A 23,527-nucleotide genomic window follows, 5' to 3' on the forward strand; every position below is an offset into this window, starting at 1 on the left:
CGGAGTAATCTATTAATTGCCTATATATAGGTCTTTATTTAAGACTGTCATTTAAAGGGCGCAGTTCATGGGAAAACGGTCTTTAATAGCACAGCGAAATGTGAATTTAGGAACTCAAAATAAATACAATATACAATGGCTCATCTGGCTGTGCCTTTTAAAGGAGCAGCCTCCGATGAATGTATTAATATTTCCGTAAAAAGCTTGGTGTACGATTATTCCACTTCTCGCTGATGATCTTTTGGCACTGATCCAATATTCGTTCAATGACTTGGGTAGAGTTGGCTAGGATTCGTATGCTAAAGCCTGGCACGGCTAGCTTTGAAATTCCAAATTTAAAACTCGATTCTTCTATTTGAATCACTTCATACAATTCATCGAGAAGAGAATTATTCGTATATTCGCTGACCGCAATCATAGAGCCTAGGTGAGTATAGCCTTCCATGAAACCTAGACCCGATAGTGTTTGTTGTTCTGGCATTAATTTGATATGGTCAAACACACCAAGTTTACCATTCAGATAAACCTCAGTAACTAATTGAATGGTATTATAGCTAAACTTTTTACCCTCCGGGGACCAGCCAGGTGTGAGAATATCTGTGTAAATAAACGTTGCTCCACTTTCCATATGGACTACATTTTTTTGCTTGTAATGAGCATTTTCATAAGCAATTAGCGGATCTGGAAGGTATTCTAAATAACTGCCTTTTTGCAAGTGAATTTGGGTTTCCTGATAGGCATAGCCTTTCGGCGTTTTATATACTTTTGTCGCAGATTGGGTAGTTAAAGTAACTTTAGAGCCTTCATCGGCTGATATCTCCATCTTGTATCGATCGCCGTCTAAATAGCCGCCGCCGGGATTTAGAAGGTAATAGCAGACCTGACCTGAATCATCAAAATAGATCGGTCGCATAACTTTGAGTGCACCTTGAAAATACACCCTTTTTGCGACGGTTTTCCCTTTCCGTTCTTCTAGGTCCAGAGATAAAGTGCCAGTCCAATCTGTCATATTAATCTAAACCTTTTAATAAAGCATGCTGCTTAATCCAGTCGATTACTTCAGGAAGGCCATCATCATTTTTTAAATTTGTAAAAACGAATGGTTTGTCACCACGGAATACTTTTGTGTCCTTTGCCATTACTTCAAGGCTGGCACCGACATATGGAGCAAGGTCCGTTTTATTAATGATGAACAAATCAGATTTAATCATACCTTGTCCGCCTTTGCGGGGGATTTTTTCCCCTTGGGCAACATCAATAATATAAATAGAAAAGTCAACTAGTTCAGGGCTGAAAGTAGCTGCAAGATTGTCTCCGCCACTTTCAACAAAAATAAGTTCAACGTCCGGGTGACGCTCGATTAACTCATCGATAGCAGCGAAGTTCATGGAAGCATCTTCGCGAATGGCGGTGTGAGGACAGCCGCCTGTTTCCACACCAATGATCCGATCCTCTGGAAGAACACCATTTTGTATTAAAAATTTAGCGTCTTCTTTTGTGTAAATATCGTTTGTGACAACTGCCATTTTTATTTCATTTTCGAGATGGCGTGTCAATTTTTCTACAAGCATTGTTTTACCTGCTCCAACAGGTCCTCCAACACCGATTCTTATTGGTTCCATTAAAACACTTCCTTTACTGATTCTTTCAAAAAAATTAAGACATAAATATTCGAATGTTAACGCGCTCATGTTTCATTTGAGAGAGTTCAATACCAGGAGAAACGATGCCAAAATCATCTTTCGTTAGTTGCAGAATTCTTTCCACAGCCTGTGTTAATTCTGGTATAAAGTTGTGAGTAATTGTTTGGCCTGCTGTTTGTCCAAGAGGAATGGCTCGTACCGCATTTTGAACTTGGCTGGAAATAGCAGAATACAAATAGTAGAGGATGGTGTCTGGTTTTGTTACCCCAAGTCCATGTGCTACCATCGAAAATACAATAGCGGGATGGCCGAATGAACTCTTTCTCTTAATTTCCGCTCTATATTGTGAGAGGATTGGCATGCCGTATAGCGATTCTGTGAGTTTTAGCATTCGATCCCCAATCATTTGTGTTCCTTCCCGCGTTTCCCTCGGCAAGTTTTGGACAGTTAATAGCCGATCCAGGTTCCATATTTCTTGAATATCCTCATCCATAAGAGCTTCATAAACGAGACGAGAGGCAAGCCCATCTGAGTAGATGAGCTGCTCATGTAAATACACTTTAAGCCACTGGAAAAATGTCTTCTGGTCCTTAACTTGATCTTCTTGTATATAACTCTCCAGGCCGAAAGAATGGCTGAAAGCGCCGGTAGGTAAATTAGAGTCGCATAGCTGAAACAAAGAGAGAATATTGTTATTCATGACTGTGGCCTATATGACGGAACGCTTGTTTCACTTTTCGTTCTTCCCGTTTAAAAGGAATTCCGAGTTCTTGAAGTAATTCCTCAACCAAATAGTCATATTGGACCAACATATCATCTTCTTCAAATTGAGCAGGGAGGTGACGGTTGCCAAGTTGATGGGCGATTGTACCCATTTCTTTTATGCTTCGAGGGGAGATAACAAGTAAATCATCTGATAGCACATCTATGACGATCATATTTTTATCATCCATGTATAATACATCTCCAGCTAAAAGGTCTCGATGCTCTTTTAAGCGAATACCAAGCTCATTGCCGTGATCCGTTTTGACCCGTTGAATGCGCTTCATTAAATGTGCGCTTTCCAAGTACACTTTTTCTATATGACGCTTTTTAATTTCGTTTGTATCCATCTTTTCTAAGTTAGTGACAACTTTTTCTATAATCAATACTTTTCACCTCAGAATAGGAAATATCGCTGACCCATTGGCACCGTATCAACTGGCTCGCATGTCAGGAGTTCTCCATTTACTTTTACTTCATATGTTTGCGGATCAACTGTAATATCAGGTGTTTCAGCATTTAATTTCATATCTTTCTTAGTTAGAGTCCGAATTCCGCCAACAGGTAGAATCATTTTATGTAGTCCAAGTTTTTCATGAACACCATCATCGTAGGCTGCTTGAGAAATGAAAGTAACCGAACTTTTTGCTAAGGCCTTTCCAAACTGAGCGTACATTGGACGATAAATATACGGCTGTGGTGTCGGGATAGATGCATTGGCATCACCCATTAACCCAGTAACCGCAAGACCGTTTTTAAGCACCATTTCTGGCTTCACGCCAAAAAACTTTGGAGACCAGAGGACTAAATCTGCCAATTTTCCAACTTCAATAGAACCAACATGCTCTGAAATCCCATGTGTAATGGCTGGATTAATAGTGTATTTGGCGATATAGCGCTTAGCCCGGTTGTTGTCGGCATGTTTGCTATCTCCAAACAGGATGCCTCTTTGTTTTTTCATTTTGTCTGCTACTTGCCATGTGCGTAGAACGACTTCTCCTACCCGGCCCATTGCTTGGGCATCAGAGCTTACCATGCTAAATACGCCCATGTCGTGAAGGATATCTTCTGCTGCAATTGTTTCCCTTCTTATTCTAGAATCTGCAAAAGCGATGTCTTCTGGAACAGAAGGATTTAAATGATGGCAAACCATGACCATATCAAGGTGTTCGTCGATAGTATTAACGGTATAAGGGAGGGTGGGGTTCGTTGATGAAGGCAGAATGTTATGGTAACCTGCTGATTTGATTAAATCAGGTGCATGGCCACCGCCTGCGCCTTCAGTATGGTACATGTGAAGAACTCGGTCTTTTACTGCGGCCATGGTATTTTCCATAAATCCGCTTTCATTTAATGTATCTGCGTGCAGGGCAACTTGAATGTCAAATTCGTCTGCTACCTGTAGTGCGTAGTCAAGGGATGAACCAGTAGCTCCCCAGTCTTCATGAACTTTTAATCCGATAACTCCAGCTCTAACTTGCTCGGTTAAGGGTTCAGTGGAAGCAGCATGTCCTTTACCTGTAAATCCAATATTTATAGGGAGGCCTTCAGCAGCTTCAAGCATGCGGTGAATATTCCATTCACCCGGAGTAACCGTAGTTGCCTTAGATCCAGCTGCAGGACCTGTACCGCCCCCGATTAATGTTGTTGTTCCAGATGTTAGTGCTACCTGTACTTGTTCCGGATTAATAAAATGAACGTGGGTATCGATGGCACCAGCTGTCACAATCAAACCTTCACCGGCGATTATTTCTGTAGATGCGCCAATAATAATATCCACATTGTCCATAACGAGTGGATTTCCGCTTTTACCAATTCCGAAAATTTTACCATCTCGAATGGCTAGGTCTGCTTTACAAATTCCTGTGTAATCTAAAATTACTACGTTCGTTATAACGGTATCTGCCACACCGTCTTTACGAGTTGCAAGGGGGTGCTGGCCCATGCCGTCCCGAATGACTTTTCCGCCGCCAAAGACAACTTCTTCTCCGTATGTAGTGTAATCTTTTTCAATTTGAATAAACAAATCTGTGTCAGCAAGGCGGATAGAGTCACCAGTAGTTGGTCCATACATTTCAGCATATTGTTTTCGGGACATTTTAAAGCTCATGATTCATCCTCACTTTCTAATTTGCCGTCTACTTTATTATTGAACCCGTATATACGCCGTTCTCCTGCAAAATTTAGAAGCTGTATTTCTTTTTCATCCCCGGGTTCAAAACGAACAGCCGCTCCAGCAGGGACATTTAATCGCTTTCCGTAAGCTTTCTTCCTATTAAATTGGAGTGCTTCATTTACTTCGTAGAAATGAAAATGTGATCCGACCTGAATAGGGCGGTCGCCGGTGTTAGTAACAGAAATGGTGAATACTTCTCTTCCTTCATTACAAATAATCTCTTCTTCTTTTAAAATGTATTCTCCTGGCAACATATAGCTATCCCTCCTATTTATCGTATCGGGCTGTGGACAGTCACCAATTTCGTTCCATCTGGAAAAGTTGCTTCAACCTGAATATCATCTATCATTTCAGGTATTCCTTCCATGACATCTTCTTGTGTCAAAATGGAAGCCCCGTACTCCATAAGTTGGGCTACAGTTTTCCCGTCTCTTGCCCCTTCCATTACCTCATAAGTGATGAGGGCGACAGCCTCCGGATGATTTAACTTTAATCCTCTGTCTTTTCGGCGCTTCGCAAGATCCGCTGCCACCACTATCATAAGCTTGTCGATTTCCCGCGGCAATAAATGCATAGTTGAATCCTCCTGTTGTAATTACAAACAATAAAAAAACTCCCTATTTGGAAGAAAGGGGAGCTAATTATTACCCTTTATTCATTTTCTCCTAAATCCATGTAGATAATCCTTTCAAAAGGATTTTAACATACAAAGATTTTAAGATGAAGTTTAACGCAATGCGGTTTGAACTAAAAATAAATTATTCAAAATGTTGACATTTGCAATAAACTTTAACCATTAAGATAAAGTCGAGCATTTTGTAAAAAAGAGGGAAGAGAAATAAAAGATACATTTAGCTTCATTTTGGGAAAGCTGAAGAGGAACCGCTCTTTATAAACTTAACCAAAATGGAGGGAAAAAATATGAAATCAATACTGATTTTTATGACTGCTTTTCTTCTTGCTGCACTAACAGCATGCAGTCAAAATGACAATGCAATAAATAATGATTCGGAATATGGGGATCAATCCCGGGATGGCAAAGATTTTGTTGGCAAAAGTTTAAAACGTGTATCTAATAATGATTGGGACAATGAAGCGGAACGGCCATCAGATCAACTCCTCAACACTCCGCATCATACATCCAATAATTCTCCATCCATGGGGCAGGAAATAGATAAAATCCGATCAATCATTAAATCGGAAACTAATTATGATGCAGGCTCCGTATGGTTTAATGGCAATACCATACATGTTACGGTCCATGATAAAGGTGAAATCAAGACGGATGAAGAAAGAAATGAGGAAAAGCAGCGAATTCAAGACATGATAACCAGGGTTGTTCCCCAATATAATATAGATGTTAAATTAAAGAAATAACCACATTTTTGAATCCTCTTTGACGTTGATTATTCACCTATACTATAATTAAGCTAGAAGTGAACTCGGTTGGGGCACTTATTTATAGTTAAAAAGGATGGATTACTTCCAACTCGTTTCATGTAGATGTTTTGGAAAATTTATGAGGTGAATAATTTGTTTGATCGACTGCAGGCAGTAGAAGATAGATATGAAAGATTGAATGAACTATTGAGTGACCCTGAAATCATTAATGATTCAAAGAAGCTAAGGGAATATTCTAAGGAGCAATCCAGTATTCAGGAGACGGCTTCAACGTATAAAGAGTATAAAGCAGTTCGTGAGCAACTCCAGGAAGCCAAGGCGATGCTTGAAGACAAACTTGATGCGGATATGCGTGAAATGGTTAAAGAAGAGATTAATGAACTTGAAGAGACCATACAGGGTCTTGAAGATAAGCTGAAAATATTGCTTATTCCAAAAGACCCTAACGATGATAAAAACGTAATCATGGAGATCCGCGGAGCGGCAGGCGGAGATGAAGCGGCCTTATTTGCAGGTAGTCTATACCGTATGTACAGCCGTTTTGCTGAGGTGCAAGGCTGGAGGACTGAAGTTATTGAATCAAGTCCTACAGGGCTTGGTGGTTATAAGGAAATCATTTTCATGATTAATGGTAACGGTGCATATTCAAAGTTGAAATTCGAAAATGGAGCCCATCGCGTGCAGCGTGTACCTGAAACTGAATCAGGCGGACGGATTCATACGTCCACGGCTACGGTTGCCGTTTTACCGGAAGCTGAGGAAGTGGAAGTTGAAATCCATGATAAGGATGTTCGAGTAGATACCTTTGCATCGAGTGGCCCGGGAGGACAGAGTGTTAACACCACAATGTCAGCGGTGCGATTGACGCATATTCCAACAAATACCGTTGTATCTTGTCAGGATGAAAAATCACAAATCAAGAACAAAGAAAAAGCAATGAAAGTTTTGCGTGCCCGTGTGTATGACAAAATTCATCGCGAAGTACAGGCGGAATATGACCAAAACAGGAAGCTTGCCGTTGGAACGGGTGATCGTTCAGAACGGATTCGTACGTATAACTTCCCGCAAAACCGTGTTACCGACCATCGTATCGGCTTAACGATTCAAAAGCTGGATCAAATTATGGAAGGTAAGCTGGATGATGTCGTGGATGCCTTAATCATGGAAGATCAATCTTCAAGACTGGAAAATGCAGATGAATAATTCTGTAATGAAAGTATTCGAAGTCCTTAAATGGGCTTCTTCTTTTTTAAAGGAAAATGATCGGGATGCTAATGCAGGAGAAATTTTGTTGCAGCATTATTTAAAGCAAACTCGCTCCCAGCTATTAGCCAATCTCCATTATGAACTCAGTAAAGAGGAGTTAGAACAATTTAAGTCCGCTGTTGAGCTACATGTTGATGGGACCCCTGTTCAATATATTACAGGCAGTGAAGAATTTTATGGACGGGCCTTCCTTGTTAATGAAGAAGTGTTGATTCCAAGACCTGAAACAGAAGAATTAATTTATTATACACTTCGCAAGCTCCCTAACATTTTTACGAAGGGACAGAAGCTAAGCTTAGCGGATATTGGGACGGGCAGCGGTGCGATTGCAATTACGATGAAGCTTGAAGAAACAGGCTTGCTGGTGACAGCCACGGATATAGCAGATCCATCACTTGAGGTAGCGAGAAAGAATGCCAAGTTACTTGGAGCTGAGGTACAGTTTGTGCAAGGCGATTTGCTGCAGCCATTCATTAAGCAGAACAATCAGGTGGACATCCTTTTATCGAATCCTCCTTATATACCAAATGATGATCAAAAATCCATGTCAGTGGTCGTAACTGATCATGAACCACATCGTGCGTTATTCGCTGGTGTCGATGGTTTAGACTTCTATCGCCGATTTATGGAACAATTGCCACTTGTTATGAAAGTACCGGGACTGATTGGCTTTGAGGTAGGCACTGGACAGGGTCAGGCAGTTGCTGGTCTCTTAAAGCGGACATTTCCTGCGGCAGAAGTGTCCATTGAAAATGACATTAACAAAAAGGATCGAATGGTCTTTGCTGTATTAAAATGATTCGTCTCATATGTGAGACGGATTTTTTTTGTTTGGAATGTAACGTGCTTCACCCAATATACCTTTTAGAATCTATATTTTTAGTTATCCTCTTTTTTACTTTTACTAGTTTAAGATAACGGAAAATTGGCGAGACTAATTTGTGTGAGGGGGCGAGGGCGATGAAAACTAAACATTTAGCCATTATCTATCTATTAATCTTAACAATAGGAACAATTGTAAGTATATATATGCCTAAAGCGGAGGCGGTCAGTGCGGAAGAAACTATGGTGATTCCGGATGAAGCAATTCGTCTGCGAATACTTGCTAATAGTGATACAGAAGAGGATCAAGCTGTTAAGCGCCTGATTAGAGATAAAGTAAATGAAGATATTACGAAGTGGGTTCAGGAGCTTACCTCTTTGGATGAGGCGAGGGAAGTGATTACTTCGCATTTACCAGATATCCAAGCAACAGCGGAGGCAGTAGTGAGGGAAAATGGTTTGGAACAGTCAGTCAACGTCGATTTTGGACAGGCGGAATTCCCGACAAAGCTTTATGGTCAGTATTTATATCCTGCAGGTGATTATGAAGCGGTGATTATCACACTTGGTGAAGGGGAAGGGGCTAATTGGTGGTGTGTGTTATTTCCTCCATTATGTTTCCTGGATTTTTCAAATGGGACAGCTGTAAGCCAAAGTCCAATTGTCGAGGATGAAGATGAAGAATCAGTGACTTCAAAAGGGAAGGCATATGCTGCAACGAATGAAGAGAAAGTTGTGCCAGAGGAAAAGGTTAAAGAAGAAGTTATAGAGGAAAGTGTAAAAGAGGAAGCGCCAGAGGAAAAGATTAAAGAAGAAGTTATAGAGGAAAGTGTAAAAGAGGAAGCGCCAGAGGAAAAAGTTAAAGAAGAAGTTATAGAGGAAAGTGTAAAAGAGGAAGTGACAGAAGAAAAGGTTAAGGAAGAAGTGACACAGAAAGTTATCGAAGAGAACGTTGAAGATACAAGCGATAATTTGACGGCATCTACTGACCGAGGTCAACAATTATATGAAGGGGAAAAGGAACCCGAGGTGGAAGTGAAGTCCTTATTTGCAGAAATTTTCAATGAGATTTTTTAAAGTGAGGGCATCTGCCCTCGTTTTTTTACGATTAGATAAATGTAATAATACATATCCACAGAGTTATTAACAAAATATCGAAAAAGTCTGTCAATAATCCATAATATCCACAAAGTTATCCACCGTTTCGTTACAATTATCCACAATTTGTGGATAACACTTGAATTATGTGTATACTTCTTTTATACTTTCAAAGTATATTTTAAGAAATAATAGTACGATAAGACTGAAATATCGTTCATATAAAAGCAATTATATAAAATAAGTAATGTTAAAAGGTGAAGGTGTTTACGATGAAAACGAAAATTTGGTTAGTGGATAAAAATGTGGATAATTTACAAAGTTATCCCCAAATTACACAATCAGCTGAATTATTAAAGGCTGATCAAGTGGTTGCTTTTCCAACGGAGACCGTATATGGGCTGGGAGCTAATGCTAAAAGTGACGAGGCTGTCAAAAAAGTGTTTGAAGCGAAGGGGCGTCCGAGTGATAACCCTTTAATTGTTCATATAGCTACTGAAGAACAGTTGAAAGATATTGTTGCAGAGATTCCGGTACAGGCAAGGAAACTTATAGCGGAATTTTGGCCGGGTCCTTTAACATTGATTATGAAACGGAAACCAGGGCAGCTATCAAACCTAGTGACGGCGGGTTTAGACACAGTCGCGGTGAGGATGCCAGATCATCAGGTTGCCCTAGGTCTTATTCAAGCAAGTAATCTGCCTATTGCTGCTCCAAGTGCAAATACCTCTGGGAAACCAAGCCCCACATCAGCTAAACATGTTGTGGATGATTTAATGGGCCGGATTGCGGGCATCGTCGATGGTGGGACCACAGGTGTAGGCGTTGAATCTACCGTGCTTGATTGCACGGAGGAAGTGCCTGTTATTTTAAGACCGGGTGGCGTGACAGTTGAACAACTGGAAGCAGTCATTGGAACAGTTAGACAAGACGCTGCCTTGAAACATAAGGATGCAGCACCAAAAGCTCCGGGTATGAAATATACCCACTATGCACCGAAAGCCCCTCTTTTTTTAGTAAAGGGTAATCAAGCTTTCCTTCAGAAGCTTGTGGATGAAAAAAGAGGTGATGGGTTAAAAGTCGGTGTGATAACACCTACTGAACATCAACGAGAATATAAGGCGGATTATATTGTTGCTCCTGGATCATTAGCGGATTTACATACAGTTGCAGCAGGGCTATATGATGCTTTACGACAATTTGATGTACTTGATGTCGATATCATTTTTAGCGAAATGTTTCCTGAGTCTGGTATAGGGGTTGCGGTTATGAACCGGCTCGAGAAGGCTGCAGGTCATCAAATCATAGAAGAACATGCGTAATAAGAACTGATTTATTCTTCTATTTCTTTTCGGACATGCATAACATGTAGTAGGTACGTCCGAGGGAGGTATGGAATGAATACATTCGCTGGAGAAATCATCACCTTATTGCTAATGGCTTTTGCGTTGGGTATGGATGCCTTTTCTGTCGGCCTTGGAATGGGGATGTTTAAGCTAAGGTTAAGGCAAATCCTTTTTATAGGGCTAACTGTAGGCTTTTTTCATATTTGGATGCCCTTGCTAGGTATGGGGGCAGGTCGTTTCATTTCTGATAAATTCGGAACATTTGCTACATACGCTGGCGGTCTATTGCTGTTAATTTTGGGCATCCAGATGTTTATTCCCGGTAAAAGGGGAGAAGCTGGAAATAGAGATAATAAGATGCTCGCTCCTATCGGAAAAGGTCTGTTTATATTTGCTCTAGGGGTAAGTCTGGATAGTTTTTCGGTAGGGTTAACGCTAGGGATTTATGGAGCTAAAACGATTTTGACCATTCTCTGTTTTGGAATGGCTGCCACTTTTTTAACCTGGGCGGGACTTTTGCTGGGGAGAAAGATGCAGGGGTTACTGGGGGTTTACAGTGAGATCCTTGGTGGTAGTATTCTGTGTGCGTTTGGTCTAAAACTATTATTCTCCTTTTGATGCACCTAATTTCATATGTCCTTCCTCAACTGTTCCGAATTACCGGGGCGGTTTTTATTTTTCTCTTTTAAACATTTCACTGCGGAAAAAGGGGAAGAAAGATGGTTTTATCTTATAGGATAAAGGGTTTACGAAATAGACTTAATTTTTTTGTTTGAAGTGAATTTATTATGATATTTTAATAATAAGAGTGCTTTTATTTTGACTATTAAAAATGGGGCAATAGCTTATAATGGATAAAAAAGGAGGACGTTAAAATGATCCGAGTATTATTTGTATGTACCGGTAACACGTGCAGAAGCCCCATGGCAGAAGCAATTTTAAAAAACAAGAATATTATAGGTATCGAAGTGAGATCTGCTGGCGTATATGCTTCAGCTGGCCAAGACGCTTCAATGCATGCTAAAAGTGTATTAGTTGAAAATAACATATCACATAATCATTCCTCAACACCTTTATCTGAGAAGGAAATAGATTGGGCTACTCATATTTTTACCATGACGGAAGGGCATAAAGCGGCCATTATGAGTACATTCCCCCATATTATTGATAAAACTTTTACTTTAAAAGAATTTGTTAATGACGATAAACATGATAGAGACATAATAGATCCGTTTGGTGGCCCGGAAGACCTTTATCGAGAAACGTTCAGGGAGCTTCAAGATTTAATAGAAGAATTAGTAAAAAGTCTGGAAAAGTAAACAAATCTACAGGGGGGGAAAGAATGGCGGAAAGAACTCAATATAAGTTTGGGTTACGAAAAAAATTAGTTATCTTTATCACAGTCCTTGCTTTAATCACTTATTCAGCCTCGGCATTTTTTATTTTCGTGGTCCATCCAATGTTTTTTAAAAACATGAGTTCGATAAGTTTTAGTGTCGGGACACTGCTATTAGGCATATTGTGGTCTGGAATTCTTGCGTTTTTTGCAGCCAGTCTTATTACTAAACCCCTGCAAAGATTAGAAAAAGTGGCGTTAAGTACGGCCCAGGGAAGTATTAACGAAGAAGTAGTTTTATCTAAGACGGATGATGAGATTCGATCATTAGGCACAGCTTTTAACCATATGCTTTTTAACCTGCGGGAAATGGTGCAAAGTATTGAAGAAAATTTCCAAGAGACCAATAACAAGGTCATCCATATTTCTCAAGAATCCTCAAAAGCATCGGAACAGGCAGAAAACATTGCTAGAACCATTGAGGAAATATCCAAAGGTGCTGATACCTCGGCTGTTTCCATCATGAATACGGCTGAATCTATTGATGATGTCATCATGATTGCCCAACAGGTTCAAAATAAAGCGAAGGCATCTGTTGTTATATCCAGTGAAATGGCTGCAGAGCTTTCTCAGAGTAAAGAAGTAGTTAATTCCTTAGTTTTCGGCATTAAACAATTGGCTGAAGAAAACCAACAGTCCCTAAAAACAGTCAAGCGTTTAGAGGGAAATGCGAAAAAGGTAGAACAAATCATTGAGCTTGTCGGCGATATTGCAGCACAAACGAACCTGCTTGCATTGAATGCCTCCATTGAAGCTGCACGAGCAGGAGAAAATGGGAAAGGATTTGCTGTTGTGGCGGAAGAAGTCCGTCTGTTAGCTGATGAGAGCGCTAAAGCTGTTCAAGGCATTTCAAGTTTGATTCAAAATATTCAGGTTGAGGTACAGGCTGTTGTTAAACAAATTGGCGAACAGGTCATCTTGGCAAATAAAGAAGCCCAAAAAGGTACTAATACGGATATAGCGATAGAAGGAATGACAAAAACAGTACATAATGTTGCCGCTGCGGTAAAAGATATTACTGAGCTTGTTGATCGTCAAATGGAAAGTGTTGAAGAAACATCAAGGCAATCTCAAGAAGTGGCTGCTATTGCAGAAGAAACATCTGCTGGAGCGGAAGAAGTAACGGCTACGACTCATGAACAAGCAAAGGTTATGGAAAACGTAAAAAAATTGGCTATGGAGCTTAAAGAGCAAGCAGATAAATTGAAACAGACCATTACACGCTTTCATACTTAAATTTTTACAGGAAACCAGTGTAGGTTTCCTGTTTCTATATGGGCGGAAACCTATAGCTTCACTTTATCTTTTCACAATTTTGTGACACAATAAAATCAAATAAAAACAGCTAGAGGAGGATTTTGATGAAAGTTGCAATTGCATCGGATCATGGTGGTATTCAAATCCGTGAAGAAATAAAGAATTTAATGAATGAGTTAAATATTCCATTTGAGGATTTTGGCTGTGAATGTAGTACATCCGTGGATTATCCGGATTATGCTTTGCCAGTTGCCGAAAAAGTAGCGCAGGGTGAGTTTGATCGTGGAATACTAATATGCGGTACAGGTATTGGAATGAGCATTGCAGCGAATAAGGTTAAAGGGATACGTTGTGCATTGGTTCATGATGTGTATAGTGCGAAATTGACTCGTCAGCATAATGACAGCAATATGTTGGCGATGGGGGAACGTGTAATTGGTCCTGGGCTTGCCAGGGAAATTGCCCAAACATGGTTGACATCAGAATTTGAAGGCGGCCGTCATGAAAACAGGATTGGTAAGATAGCGGAGTATGAAGGAAAACACTCCTAATTTAAATCACTAGAATGCCCTTCTTAAGCGATAAGATGTGCAGATTTAGAACAAGGACAAGGGGTCTTCTCTTCATCTAAGGTCTAATCATCAGTAAGTTTTCTTTAAATGAAAGGATGCGTATTTCATGACAAATGATACTACATTTTCAGATGAGCTTGAGATATGGAAAAATCAGTTTCGAATACTGTTACATGAGTTTCAAGAAGAGGCAGCTCTAAAAGAAAAACAGCTATTGGTAATTGGCTGCAGTACAAGTGAAGTGATTGGAAAACGAATCGGCACAGACGGAACAATTGATGTTGCGGGAATGATCTTTGCTGTAATGGAGGATTTCCAAAGAAAAACGGGAATTCAGGTTGCTTATCAATGTTGTGAACACTTAAATAGGGCTCTCGTTTTACCGAGAGAGACCGCAGTTCGAAGAGATTATGAAGAAGTGTCAGTTGTCCCTGTAAGAACGGCAGGAGGGTCGATGGCAACCTATGCCTATCAACAATGGAAAGATGCTATCGTCGTTGAGCATATCAAGGCAGAAGCGGGGATAGACATCGGTGATACTTTCATCGGTATGCATTTAAAACATGTGGCTGTCCCTGTTCGAGTCTCCATTAAAGAAATTGGTCATGCACATGTGACTATGGCTAAAACCCGCCCAAAACTAATTGGCGGAGAGCGGGCTGTATATCAGGATACTACAGTAAACAAGAGTTGTACTTAATAGAAAATTAGGCAGCATTTCTCAGATGAGGGATGCTGTTTTTGTATGGAGACTATTAAATAAAAGAAAAATGTAAAGAACAAGAAGAATCTTTAACGATTTTTTTGTGTAGTACCAATAGAATGGTTAGTGAAGAAAAAACGGTATCCCCCTCATTGGAAAGCTTTTTTACTAATAAAATTCAGGTAGGAAGAGCTATTTACCTTAAATAAGATGTGAAATGCGAACGTTTTTAAATGAAAAAACAATGAACGTTCGATAAAAATAGACTATCACTTCTAAAATAGACATGTTAAAATGGAGTAGAATTTTCAAATAATTATTGATAAGGCTTTTTCATGTCTTTTTGAAGTCATGTTAAAAATAATGTAAAAAGCGAATAACGCACAATTTGAGGAGGAATTACGGAATGAATCGTTTAGCAAAGCAAGATGAGCAAGTGTTTAACGCAATTCAACTGGAATTAGGGCGTCAAAGAAGTAAGATTGAGCTTATTGCTTCTGAGAACTTCGTGAGTGAAGCTGTCATGGAAGCTCAAGGATCGGTTCTAACTAATAAGTATGCAGAAGGATATCCGGGTAAACGTTACTACGGTGGGTGTGAGTATGTCGACATCGTTGAAGATTTAGCACGTGACCGTGCAAAAGAGATTTTCGGTGGCGAGTATGTAAACGTACAACCACACTCTGGAGCTCAAGCTAATATGGCAGTTTACTTTACCGTTCTTCAAACTGGCGACACTGTGTTAGGAATGAACCTGTCCCACGGCGGTCATTTAACACATGGAAGCCCGGTTAACTTCAGTGGTGTTAACTACAACTTTGTTGAATATGGTGTAGACGAAAAAGATCACCGTATCGATTACAACGATGTTTTGGAAAAAGCACGTCAGCACAAGCCTAAACTGATCGTAGCAGGGGCTAGTGCATATCCACGTGAAATTGATTTCAAACGCTTCCGTGAGATTGCAGATGAAGTCGGAGCTTATTTAATGGTTGATATGGCACATATCGCAGGTTTAGTTGCTGCAGGATTGCATCAAAGTCCAGTTCCTTATGCAGACTTTGTAACGACAACTACTCATAAAACGCTTCGCGGACCACGCGGCGGTATGATTATTTGTAAAGAAGAGTTCGGTAAGAAAATTGATAAATCAATCTTCCCTGGAATTCAAGGTGGGCCATTAATGCATGTAATTTCTGCTAAAGCTGTAGCATTCGGCGAAGCGCTTCAAGATGATTTTAAAGCTTATGCACAACAAATTATCGACAATGCTAAACGTTTGGGCGAAGGTTTGAAAAAAGAAGGCTTTACCCTTGTTTCTGATGGAACAGATAATCACTTAATTCTTCTTGATGTACGTTCTACAGGACTAACAGGAAAAATTGCAGAACATGTACTAGATGAAATCGGTATTACCGTTAACAAAAATGCGATTCCGTATGATCCGGAAAAACCATTCGTTACAAGTGGTATACGTATTGGAACAGCGGCAGTAACATCTCGTGGCTTTGGATTAGAAGACATGGATGAAATCGCTGCAATCATCGGACTTGTTTTGAAAAATAATGAAGTTGAAGCTAAACTTGAAGAAGCAAAACAGCGTGTTGAAGCATTAACAAGCAAGTTTGAATTATATCCTTCATTGTAATAACGGAGCCGCTTCCTTTCTAGGGAAGCGGTTTTTGTGTGCTTAAATAGATAGACACAGAGAAGAGTGTGTTTTGAAGAGTCGGAATAGTGAAAATAGGTCTGACATCTAAACCTTTATTGAAGATTGAACCTTTTTTCTGTAAAATAGGTTGAAGTGAATTTTAAAAGATACGAAAATTTTTCTAAACGAATAGGGAAATTATAAAAAGAGCAAAATTAATCAATAGAATTGGAGAGATGCTAAATGGGAAAAGTTTATGTTTTCGATCACCCGTTAATTCAACACAAATTAGCCTATATACGTGATATAAATACAGGAACAAAAGAATTCCGCGAACTAGTAGATGAAGTTGCGTCATTAATGGCATTTGAAATTACAAGAGACATGCCGCTTGAAGAAGTGGAAATCCAAACACCAGTCAGCAAAGCGAAAGTAAAAATGCTTTCTGGTAAAAAAGTTGGTATCGTTCCAATTTTACGTGCTGGTATTGGAATGGTAGATGGAATTATTAAATTGATTCCTGCTGCAAAGGTAGGTCATGTCGGTCTTTACCGTGATCCAGAAACATTAAAACCGGTTGAATATTATGCGAAAATGCCAAGTGATTTGGCAGAAAGAGAATGCATTGTTGTTGACCCAATGTTAGCGACAGGCGGTTCTGCTATTGAAGCTATCAATTCTATTAAAAAGCGCGGTGCAGTTAACATCAAATTCATGTGCCTAATTGCAGCCCCAGAAGGCGTAGAAGCATTAAAAGAAGCGCATCCTGATGTGGATATTTATATTGCAGGGCTTGACGAAAAACTGAATGAACATGGCTACATCGTTCCAGGTCTAGGAGACGCGGGAGATCGTTTATTCGGCACAAAATAATAGAAAGAAACTGAGGTGTCACGATTGAACCAACCGATTAAGGTCATGACGATTTTTGGAACGAGACCAGAAGCTGTCAAAATGGCGCCCTTAGTACTCGAATTTCAAAAACACCCAGAATATTTCAAACCGATCGTTGCTGTTACGGCTCAGCATCGACAAATGTTAGATCAAGTTCTCGACTTATTTTCCATTCAACCCGATTATGATTTGAATATAATGAAGGAAAGGCAAACGCTTGCTGATATTACAACAAGAGCATTAAGTGGTCTGGATTCTATAATGAAGGAAGCTAAACCTGACATTGTTCTTGTTCATGGTGATACAACTACAACCTTTGTAGCCAGTTTAGCTGCTTTTTATAATCAAATCGTCATTGGACATGTGGAAGCAGGGCTGCGCACATGGAATAAGTATTCCCCCTATCCGGAAGAGATGAATCGACAGCTTACCGGAACTATGGCAGACTTACATTTTGCGCCGACCTCAAAAGCGGAAGAGAATTTGCTGAATGAAAACAAGAAAGAAAACATATTCGTGACGGGAAATACGGCAACCGATGCCTTAAAAACGACAGTACGCTCCACGTATTCTCATCCAGTTTTGAATAAATTGGAAGATGACCGGCTCATTTTACTTACAGCTCATCGCAGGGAAAACCTAGGGGAGCCTATGAGGAATATCTTTAGGGCTGTCAAAAAAATCGTTGCAGATCATGACGATGTTCAGGTGGTTTATCCTGTCCATTTAAATCCCGCTGTTCAAGAGCTAGCAAACGAGATTCTCGGTGATAATCCGCGTGTCCATTTAATCGAACCGATGGACGTATTGGATTTTCATAACTTTGCATCAAGAGCCTATTTGATTTTGACTGACTCCGGAGGCATCCAGGAAGAGGCACCATCACTTGGTGTACCTGTTCTTGTTTTACGAGATACGACTGAACGCCCGGAGGGGATTGCAGCAGGCACCTTAAGACTGGCGGGTACGGATGAACAGACCATTTTTAAAATGGCGCATGAATTGCTAACCAATCATGAAGAACACAAAAAAATGGCTAAGGCCTCTAATCCATATGGGGACGGAAATGCTTCAGCCCGAATTGCTGAAGCCGTACGTTACTATTTTAAGCAAGTCAGTGTACCGCCAACAAGATTTGAACCATAAAAAAGGAAAAGCCAATTGGCTTTTCCTTTTTTATTTGCATACTCCAAGGTAGTTGAGAAAAGATAACTGCTAAGGGGATGATTATGTTGAGAAAGATATCTTTTATATTGTCTGTTTTCCTTTTAATATTTTTTTCTCAAATGAAAAAGTATTAGCCTCTGTCATTCTGCCGCCATTACCAAAGTTATCTGAATCTAAGAAAGTAACGGTTGTTGTCACGATGGAAAACCCGATTTCACAAGAAAAGATTAATAAGCTGCTTGAAAAGTATCCATCCCTTCATTTACGTAATATTTATACGGTTGCCCTTGATGGATTTTCTGTATATGGGAAAAAGAATGAAATTGAACAACTTAAGAAGGAGAGTGCGATTCAAGCTGTTACTGAAGTATCTATGTATCATGCCTTGCTAGATGAAAGTGTCCCTTTCATTGGAGGAGACAGGGTGAGGAGTTTCTTTGATAAAAAGAATCACCGGATAACCGGGAAAGGAGTAAAAGTAGGGATTATCGATACAGGGATTGATTATACACATCCAGATTTGCAGCGTAATTATAAAGGAGGAAAAGATTTAGTTGATAGTGATGAAGACCCGATGGAAACGAAGAACATGGGAGGTTTAGATACAATACATGGAACCCATGTTGCGGGTATTATTGCAGCTAATGGAAAAATGATGGGCGTCGCTCCAGAAGCAGAGGTTTATGCATATCGGGCATTGGGGCCAGGAGGTGCAGGAGATACTGAGCAAGTCTTGACGGCTATTGAGTCAGCAATGAAAGATAAGGTAGATGTTTTAAACCTTTCTCTTGGGAACAATGTCAATGGCCCGGATTTACCTATTTCGCTAGCTTTAAATAAAGCGGTGGAAAGCGGAATCGTTGCTGTCACATCAAACGGTAATTCTGGGCCGGCTGTTTGGACTGTGGGTTCGCCTGGGACAGCAGAAAAAGCGATTTCGGTAGGAGCGTCAACTCCTCCGTTGAAGGTTCCATATATGGTTTACGGACTTGGGTCAAAAAAGTATCAATCTCATTTGACTCTATTTCAAGACTCTAAGAAGTGGAACTTAACTTTTTCGGAGGAAGTAATTTATGGAAATATCGGAAATGAAAATGAGCTAAAACATGTTAAAGATAAAATCGTGTTACTTGAGCGTGGCACACTTACCTTTCAGGAGAAAGTATCCAATGCTGAAAAGGCAGGAGCGAAAGCGGTAATTATATATAACAATACGAGCGGAACCTTTACCGGAAGCTTAGAAAAAGAGATGAACATACCAGTTGCTTCTATTAATAGAAGAGATGGATTACGACTTAAGAAATTTGTGGATCAAAAAAAACACGAAAAAGTTCATTTTGTATATAAGAAGGAGCAAGATAGACTGGCTGATTTTAGCTCGAGGGGACCGGTAACGGTATCTTGGGGGATTAAGCCAGACGTGTTAGCGCCTGGAGTTGAGATTGAAAGCACCATTCCTAAGGGATATATGTCCTTAGCTGGCACAAGTATGTCTGCCCCGCATGTTGCAGGTGCGTGCGCTTTAATTTTACAAAAGCATCCGGAGTGGACTCCTGATCAAGTAAAGTCAGCCTTGATGAGTACTTCTAAGCCATTAAGTAAAACGGCACATCAACTGTATCACACATATGAACAGGGAGCTGGCCGCATCCAGGTTGCTGAAGCATTAAAAGCAGACACACTGCTGTATCCAAGTTCTTTGTCATTTGGAATGTATACAAAAAAAGAAGGAATTGAAGAGCATCATGAACCGATTGTCCTTGAAAATACAGGAAAGAAGATTAGGAGGTACTCTTTTATTGTCCCATTAAAAGAGAAGGGACTCATTTGGGATTTGCCGAAATCGATTACTTTAAATCCAAGTGAAAAGAAAGCAATCGATGTGGGACTTCAAGTAAACCCGTCCGAACTCAAGAAGGGGGTTTATGATGGGTACCTAATTATAATGGAAGGAAGTAAAAAAATTTCACTCCCTTATTTATACGTTAAAGAAGAACCGGATTATCCAAGAGTAATGGGGTTTGAATTCGGCCAAGGCGACCAGGCCGGCACTTATCGATACGAGATGTATCTACCTCGAGGAGCTGAAGAATTCGGGATTGCTCTTTATGACGCAGACACCTTAAAATTTGCCGGATATATGGATTGGTCGAAACCAGCACCCTCAGGTTTGACCAAAAAAAATATATTTAGAGAAGACTTGCCGCCTAAAGGCGTATATAAAGCAATAATATTTGCAAGAAGGAATGGGAGGGAAGATCGGATAGAAAAGACGTTACTTATTGAGTGAAGAAATGACAATAAGTAAAATAAAACGTATGTCAATAGTATTAAAAAGATAATTTGTGAACAATTCGTTAATAATTACAAACCTGTGACAAATTTCACTAACCACTCATTGACATTGATTCTTGCCTATTGTATGCTAACTAAGGATGTAAAATGAGAGGGTTTTCAGGAGCCCAACATGCAGATTTTTACAGCATGAAATGTTTTCTATCCTCCACCAAATTTCAACCGCGAGGATGCAACTTTCGTCAAATAAATTGCCGTCTATTAATGGCTATGACTTTGATGTCAGCGATTCTTTCTCAAATAGTCGGATCAGTTTTGATCGGTATCTTCTTTTTAGAAAGATGATTTGACAGAACCCTTGATTCGAACCGCTGCTATTAGTAATTGGCCTTCTTTGTGGACTTGCATTAGGTTTACAAGCAATGCTCCATTCAGTTCGAAAATATTTCTCAGGAGATTAAATGAAAAATGCCAGAAATGAAAATCATGTTCAACAGGCAGAGTAAATATATAATTTTTCTTCTGGCGGTTTATGTTGTTGGATGGGGACTTACGAGTTATCAAGCCGTTTTTGCAGGGCTTATACTGGGTACGAGTTTGAGTTTATACAATTTATGGCTGATTAATCAGAAAATGAAAAAATTCAGTCAGGCGCTTGATGAGGGAAAGAAAACTAAATCTCTTGGAACGATGACACGAATGGCATCCGCAGGTCTAGCGGTACTCATTGCATTGGAATTTCCGGAGCATTTTCATCTGATTAGTGTTGTATGGGGATTAATGACAGCTTATATCGTCATTTTTATAGATTTTTTCATCCAATTAATACGTCGATAGCGGGGAAGAGAGGTGAATATAGTTGAATCATGAAGCACCCTTACACGATTTTATGGGTTTAACCTTTAACTTGAGTAACGTCCTAATGATAACAATTGCGAGTCTTGTTGTGTTCTTAATTGCAGTGATTGGTACACGTAAGTTAGCAATGAAGCCAACTGGCATGCAGAATTTCATGGAATGGATTATGGATTTTGTTAAGGGTATTATTAATAGTAACATGGACTGGAGAACAGGTGGTCAGTTTCAACTGCTTGGTATGACTTTGCTAATGTACATTTTTGTGTCCAATATGCTAGGTCTTCCGTTTGCAATTAGTTACGATGGAGTGCTTTGGTGGAAATCACCAACAGCCGACCCAGTTATCACATTGACTCTTGCAGTCATGGTCTTAGGTTTAACGCATTTCTATGCTATAAAAATGAAAGGCGCCAAAGGGTACTTTAAAGCTTATAAAAACCCAATGACACTAGTAGAGGAATTTACAAACTCCTTGACACTTGGTCTGCGTCTATATGGTAACATTTATGCTGGTGAAGTTTTGCTAAGTTTGTTAGCCGGTTCGCTGGCTGCGAGTGGATTTGCCGGATTTATTGGTGCAATCATCCCTACTCTAGTATGGCAAGGCTATAGTATTTTCGTCGGCAGTATCCAAGCGTTTATCTTTGTCACGTTAACAATGGTTTATCTGTCTCATAAAGTCAGTGACGACCATTAATTATAAGTTCATTTAGAACTAAAAAAATAAAATTTTGATACAATTTAAGGAGGATATTTATAATGACAGGTTCAGTAGGTCTTCTTGCAGCAGCAATTGCAATTGGTTTAGCAGCACTAGGTGCAGGTATTGGTAATGGTCTTATCGTTTCAAGAACAGTAGAAGGTATCGCTCGTCAACCAGAAGCTCGCGGTATGCTTCAAACAACAATGTTCATCGGTGTAGGTTTAGTTGAAGCGATGCCTATCATCGCGGTAGTAATTGCGTTTATGGTATATGGTGGTTAATAGAACCTTTAAAAAGTTCAAAAATGGCGAAGTTCGTTCCATGTGAACCTTCGCCTTTCCTTTATGTCCACAATCCTTTTTTAATACAGTTTAAGATCATAGTTTTCTAAAAGTTCATATGAATGAAAGCTTTAAGAAGTGAAACTCGTGAAGGGAGTGAACCAAGCGTGTTAACAAGCAGCTTTGTACTTGGGTCATCGGCTGGCTTTAACGGCGGAGACATTTTATACCAATTAGTAATGTTTATCATTTTGTTAGCGTTGCTGAAGAAATTTGCATGGGGTCCTCTAATGGGCATCATGACTCAACGTGAAGAACATGTTGCAAATGAAATTCAAGCAGCGGAAGCTAGCAGACAAGAAGCACTTAAATATTTAGAAGAACAACGTGAAATCGTAAAACAATCTCGCACTGAAGCGGGACAACTTATAGAAAACGCAAAACTTCAAGGTGAAGCGCAGCGTGAAGATATCGTGAATCAAGCACGTCTTGAAGCTGAACGTGTTAAAGAATCAGCGAAGCGTGAAATTGTACAGGAAAAAGAAAAAGCTATTACAGCACTACGCGAGCAAGTGGCATCTTTATCCGTACTTATTGCTTCTAAAGTAATTGAAAAAGAACTATCTGAAGCTGATCAAGAGCAATTGATTAATGACTACATTCAAGAGGCAGGAGAAGGGAAATGAGCGATATAACAGTAGCAAAGCGTTATGCCGTTGCCCTTTTCCAAATTGCGAAAGAGCAAAATCTCATTAACCAACTTGAAGAAGAGCTTCGCATAGTGAATGAAGTTTTTACAAATGATAATGAGCTATTAAGCTTCTTAGCTCATCCTAAAATGACTAAAGATGCAAAAAGTGCTTTGATTGCAAATGCATTTGCAAGCCTTTCTTCTTCCGTTCAAAACACAGTAATGTTAATGGTAGAGCGTCATCGTACAGATGAAGTGACTGCTATGGCACAAGAGTTTATTGAACTTGCGAATGAAGAAAACTCAGTTGCGGATGCAACTGTCTATACAGTTCGTCCATTGACTGAATCAGAAATGGAAGCTGTGTCTTCATCTTTTGCTGCAAAAATCGGTAAAAGAAATTTACGCATTACTAATATTACGGATACCAATATTCTTGGCGGCATCAAACTTCAAATCGGTAACCGCATATATGACGGAACGATTAGCGGTAAGCTTGGTCGTCTTAGCAAACAACTATTAGGTTAATATTCACAGATAGGGGT

General features: G+C 39.8%; 26 protein-coding genes and 1 pseudogene. 20 read left to right on the plus strand and 7 right to left on the minus strand.

The genetic code is table 11. The features are described 5' to 3' along the window. Window positions 1-184: 184 nt before the first annotated feature. The 7 genes from JFU50_RS10895 to JFU50_RS10925 are packed head-to-tail and all read right to left on the minus strand — an operon-like array spanning window position 185 to window position 5,155. Window positions 185-1,009 (minus strand): urease accessory protein UreD, encoded by an 825-nt coding sequence (locus JFU50_RS10895; RefSeq protein WP_056524169.1) that lies wholly within the window; start codon window positions 1,007-1,009, stop codon window positions 185-187. A gap of 1 nt (window position 1,010) precedes the next feature. Next, window positions 1,011-1,622, minus strand: a complete 612-nt coding sequence (gene ureG, locus JFU50_RS10900; protein ID WP_056524172.1) for an urease accessory protein UreG — start codon at window positions 1,620-1,622, stop codon at window positions 1,011-1,013. A gap of 34 nt (window positions 1,623-1,656) precedes the next feature. After that, on the minus strand, window positions 1,657-2,343 hold the full coding sequence (locus JFU50_RS10905) for an urease accessory protein UreF (protein ID WP_201222593.1): 687 nt from the start codon (window positions 2,341-2,343) through the stop codon (window positions 1,657-1,659). After that, window positions 2,336-2,791: an urease accessory protein UreE gene (gene ureE, locus JFU50_RS10910; protein WP_053348468.1), complete on the minus strand. Its 456-nt coding sequence runs from the start codon at window positions 2,789-2,791 to the stop codon at window positions 2,336-2,338. Before ureE ends, JFU50_RS10905 begins: the two co-directional genes overlap by 8 nt. Window positions 2,792-2,802: 11 nt before the next feature. Beyond that, window positions 2,803-4,515, minus strand: coding sequence for an urease subunit alpha (gene ureC, locus JFU50_RS10915; protein WP_201222595.1), 1,713 nt, complete (start codon window positions 4,513-4,515; stop codon window positions 2,803-2,805). After that, complete coding sequence (locus tag JFU50_RS10920; protein WP_053348470.1) at window positions 4,512-4,835, minus strand: urease subunit beta; 324 nt, start codon at window positions 4,833-4,835, stop codon at window positions 4,512-4,514. Before JFU50_RS10920 ends, ureC begins: the two co-directional genes overlap by 4 nt. A gap of 17 nt (window positions 4,836-4,852) precedes the next feature. Then, window positions 4,853-5,155, minus strand: a complete 303-nt coding sequence (locus JFU50_RS10925; protein ID WP_053348471.1) for an urease subunit gamma — start codon at window positions 5,153-5,155, stop codon at window positions 4,853-4,855. Window positions 5,156-5,502: 347 nt separating this feature from the next. Between JFU50_RS10925 and JFU50_RS10930 the strand changes: the two genes are divergently transcribed. The 20 genes and pseudogenes from JFU50_RS10930 to JFU50_RS11020 all read left to right on the plus strand — a co-directional run bounded on the left by JFU50_RS10930 (window position 5,503) and on the right by JFU50_RS11020 (window position 23,510). Continuing rightward, window positions 5,503-5,958 (plus strand): hypothetical protein, encoded by a 456-nt coding sequence (locus JFU50_RS10930; RefSeq protein WP_201222597.1) that lies wholly within the window; start codon window positions 5,503-5,505, stop codon window positions 5,956-5,958. 156 nt (window positions 5,959-6,114) lie between these two features. After that, window positions 6,115-7,185, plus strand: coding sequence for a peptide chain release factor 1 (gene prfA, locus JFU50_RS10935; RefSeq protein WP_053348858.1), 1,071 nt, complete (start codon window positions 6,115-6,117; stop codon window positions 7,183-7,185). Beyond that, window positions 7,178-8,047, plus strand: a complete 870-nt coding sequence (prmC, locus tag JFU50_RS10940; protein ID WP_274607087.1) for a peptide chain release factor N(5)-glutamine methyltransferase — start codon at window positions 7,178-7,180, stop codon at window positions 8,045-8,047. Before prfA ends, prmC begins: the two co-directional genes overlap by 8 nt. Before the next feature lie 161 nt (window positions 8,048-8,208). Continuing rightward, the gene (gene spoIIR / locus JFU50_RS10945; protein WP_201222599.1) at window positions 8,209-9,147 is read left to right on the plus strand and encodes a stage II sporulation protein R; all 939 of its coding nucleotides are present in this window, start codon (window positions 8,209-8,211) and stop codon (window positions 9,145-9,147) included. 293 nt (window positions 9,148-9,440) lie between these two features. After that, a complete protein-coding gene (locus tag JFU50_RS10950) occupies window positions 9,441-10,490 on the plus strand; it encodes an L-threonylcarbamoyladenylate synthase (RefSeq protein ID WP_201222600.1) in 1,050 nt (349 codons plus the stop codon). 75 nt (window positions 10,491-10,565) lie between these two features. Continuing rightward, complete coding sequence (locus JFU50_RS10955) at window positions 10,566-11,132, plus strand: manganese efflux pump MntP (RefSeq protein ID WP_053348475.1); 567 nt, start codon at window positions 10,566-10,568, stop codon at window positions 11,130-11,132. A gap of 257 nt (window positions 11,133-11,389) precedes the next feature. Next, complete coding sequence (locus JFU50_RS10960; protein WP_201187486.1) at window positions 11,390-11,833, plus strand: low molecular weight protein arginine phosphatase; 444 nt, start codon at window positions 11,390-11,392, stop codon at window positions 11,831-11,833. 23 nt (window positions 11,834-11,856) lie between these two features. Then, on the plus strand, window positions 11,857-13,146 hold the full coding sequence (locus JFU50_RS10965) for a methyl-accepting chemotaxis protein (protein WP_201222601.1): 1,290 nt from the start codon (window positions 11,857-11,859) through the stop codon (window positions 13,144-13,146). Window positions 13,147-13,271: 125 nt separating this feature from the next. Further along, window positions 13,272-13,718, plus strand: coding sequence for a ribose 5-phosphate isomerase B (gene rpiB / locus JFU50_RS10970; RefSeq protein WP_053348478.1), 447 nt, complete (start codon window positions 13,272-13,274; stop codon window positions 13,716-13,718). Window positions 13,719-13,845: 127 nt separating this feature from the next. After that, entirely contained in the window at window positions 13,846-14,439 is a 594-nt protein-coding gene (locus JFU50_RS10975; RefSeq protein ID WP_201222602.1) for a TIGR01440 family protein, read from the plus strand. Between the two features lie 409 nt (window positions 14,440-14,848). Then, on the plus strand, window positions 14,849-16,090 hold the full coding sequence (locus JFU50_RS10980; RefSeq protein ID WP_201222603.1) for a serine hydroxymethyltransferase: 1,242 nt from the start codon (window positions 14,849-14,851) through the stop codon (window positions 16,088-16,090). Window positions 16,091-16,336: 246 nt separating this feature from the next. Then, complete coding sequence (gene upp, locus JFU50_RS10985; RefSeq protein ID WP_053348481.1) at window positions 16,337-16,966, plus strand: uracil phosphoribosyltransferase; 630 nt, start codon at window positions 16,337-16,339, stop codon at window positions 16,964-16,966. A gap of 45 nt (window positions 16,967-17,011) precedes the next feature. Further along, window positions 17,012-18,133, plus strand: a complete 1,122-nt coding sequence (wecB, locus tag JFU50_RS10990; protein WP_201188139.1) for a non-hydrolyzing UDP-N-acetylglucosamine 2-epimerase — start codon at window positions 17,012-17,014, stop codon at window positions 18,131-18,133. 220 nt (window positions 18,134-18,353) lie between these two features. Then, window positions 18,354-20,444 carry a S8 family serine peptidase gene (locus JFU50_RS10995; protein WP_201222604.1) on the plus strand — a complete coding sequence of 697 codons (2,091 nt, stop codon included), beginning with the start codon at window positions 18,354-18,356 and terminating at the stop codon, window positions 20,442-20,444. Between the two features lie 275 nt (window positions 20,445-20,719). Further along, window positions 20,720-20,910 (plus strand): annotated as a pseudogene (locus JFU50_RS30715) (AtpZ/AtpI family protein). A gap of 7 nt (window positions 20,911-20,917) precedes the next feature. Then, window positions 20,918-21,286, plus strand: a complete 369-nt coding sequence (locus JFU50_RS11000) for an ATP synthase subunit I (protein WP_048685860.1) — start codon at window positions 20,918-20,920, stop codon at window positions 21,284-21,286. 22 nt (window positions 21,287-21,308) lie between these two features. Continuing rightward, window positions 21,309-22,004, plus strand: a complete 696-nt coding sequence (gene atpB, locus JFU50_RS11005; protein WP_056524201.1) for a F0F1 ATP synthase subunit A — start codon at window positions 21,309-21,311, stop codon at window positions 22,002-22,004. A 62-nt stretch (window positions 22,005-22,066) separates the two neighbouring features. Next, window positions 22,067-22,291, plus strand: a complete 225-nt coding sequence (gene atpE, locus JFU50_RS11010; protein ID WP_048685857.1) for a F0F1 ATP synthase subunit C — start codon at window positions 22,067-22,069, stop codon at window positions 22,289-22,291. A 167-nt stretch (window positions 22,292-22,458) separates the two neighbouring features. Further along, a complete protein-coding gene (gene atpF / locus JFU50_RS11015; protein ID WP_056525353.1) occupies window positions 22,459-22,977 on the plus strand; it encodes a F0F1 ATP synthase subunit B in 519 nt (172 codons plus the stop codon). Then, window positions 22,974-23,510, plus strand: coding sequence for a F0F1 ATP synthase subunit delta (locus tag JFU50_RS11020; RefSeq protein ID WP_053348484.1), 537 nt, complete (start codon window positions 22,974-22,976; stop codon window positions 23,508-23,510). Before atpF ends, JFU50_RS11020 begins: the two co-directional genes overlap by 4 nt. Window positions 23,511-23,527: the final 17 nt, after the last annotated feature.

It is taken from the genome of Peribacillus sp. TH14, from assembly GCF_016651145.1.
Taxonomy (GTDB): domain Bacteria; phylum Bacillota; class Bacilli; order Bacillales; family DSM-1321; genus Peribacillus; species Peribacillus butanolivorans.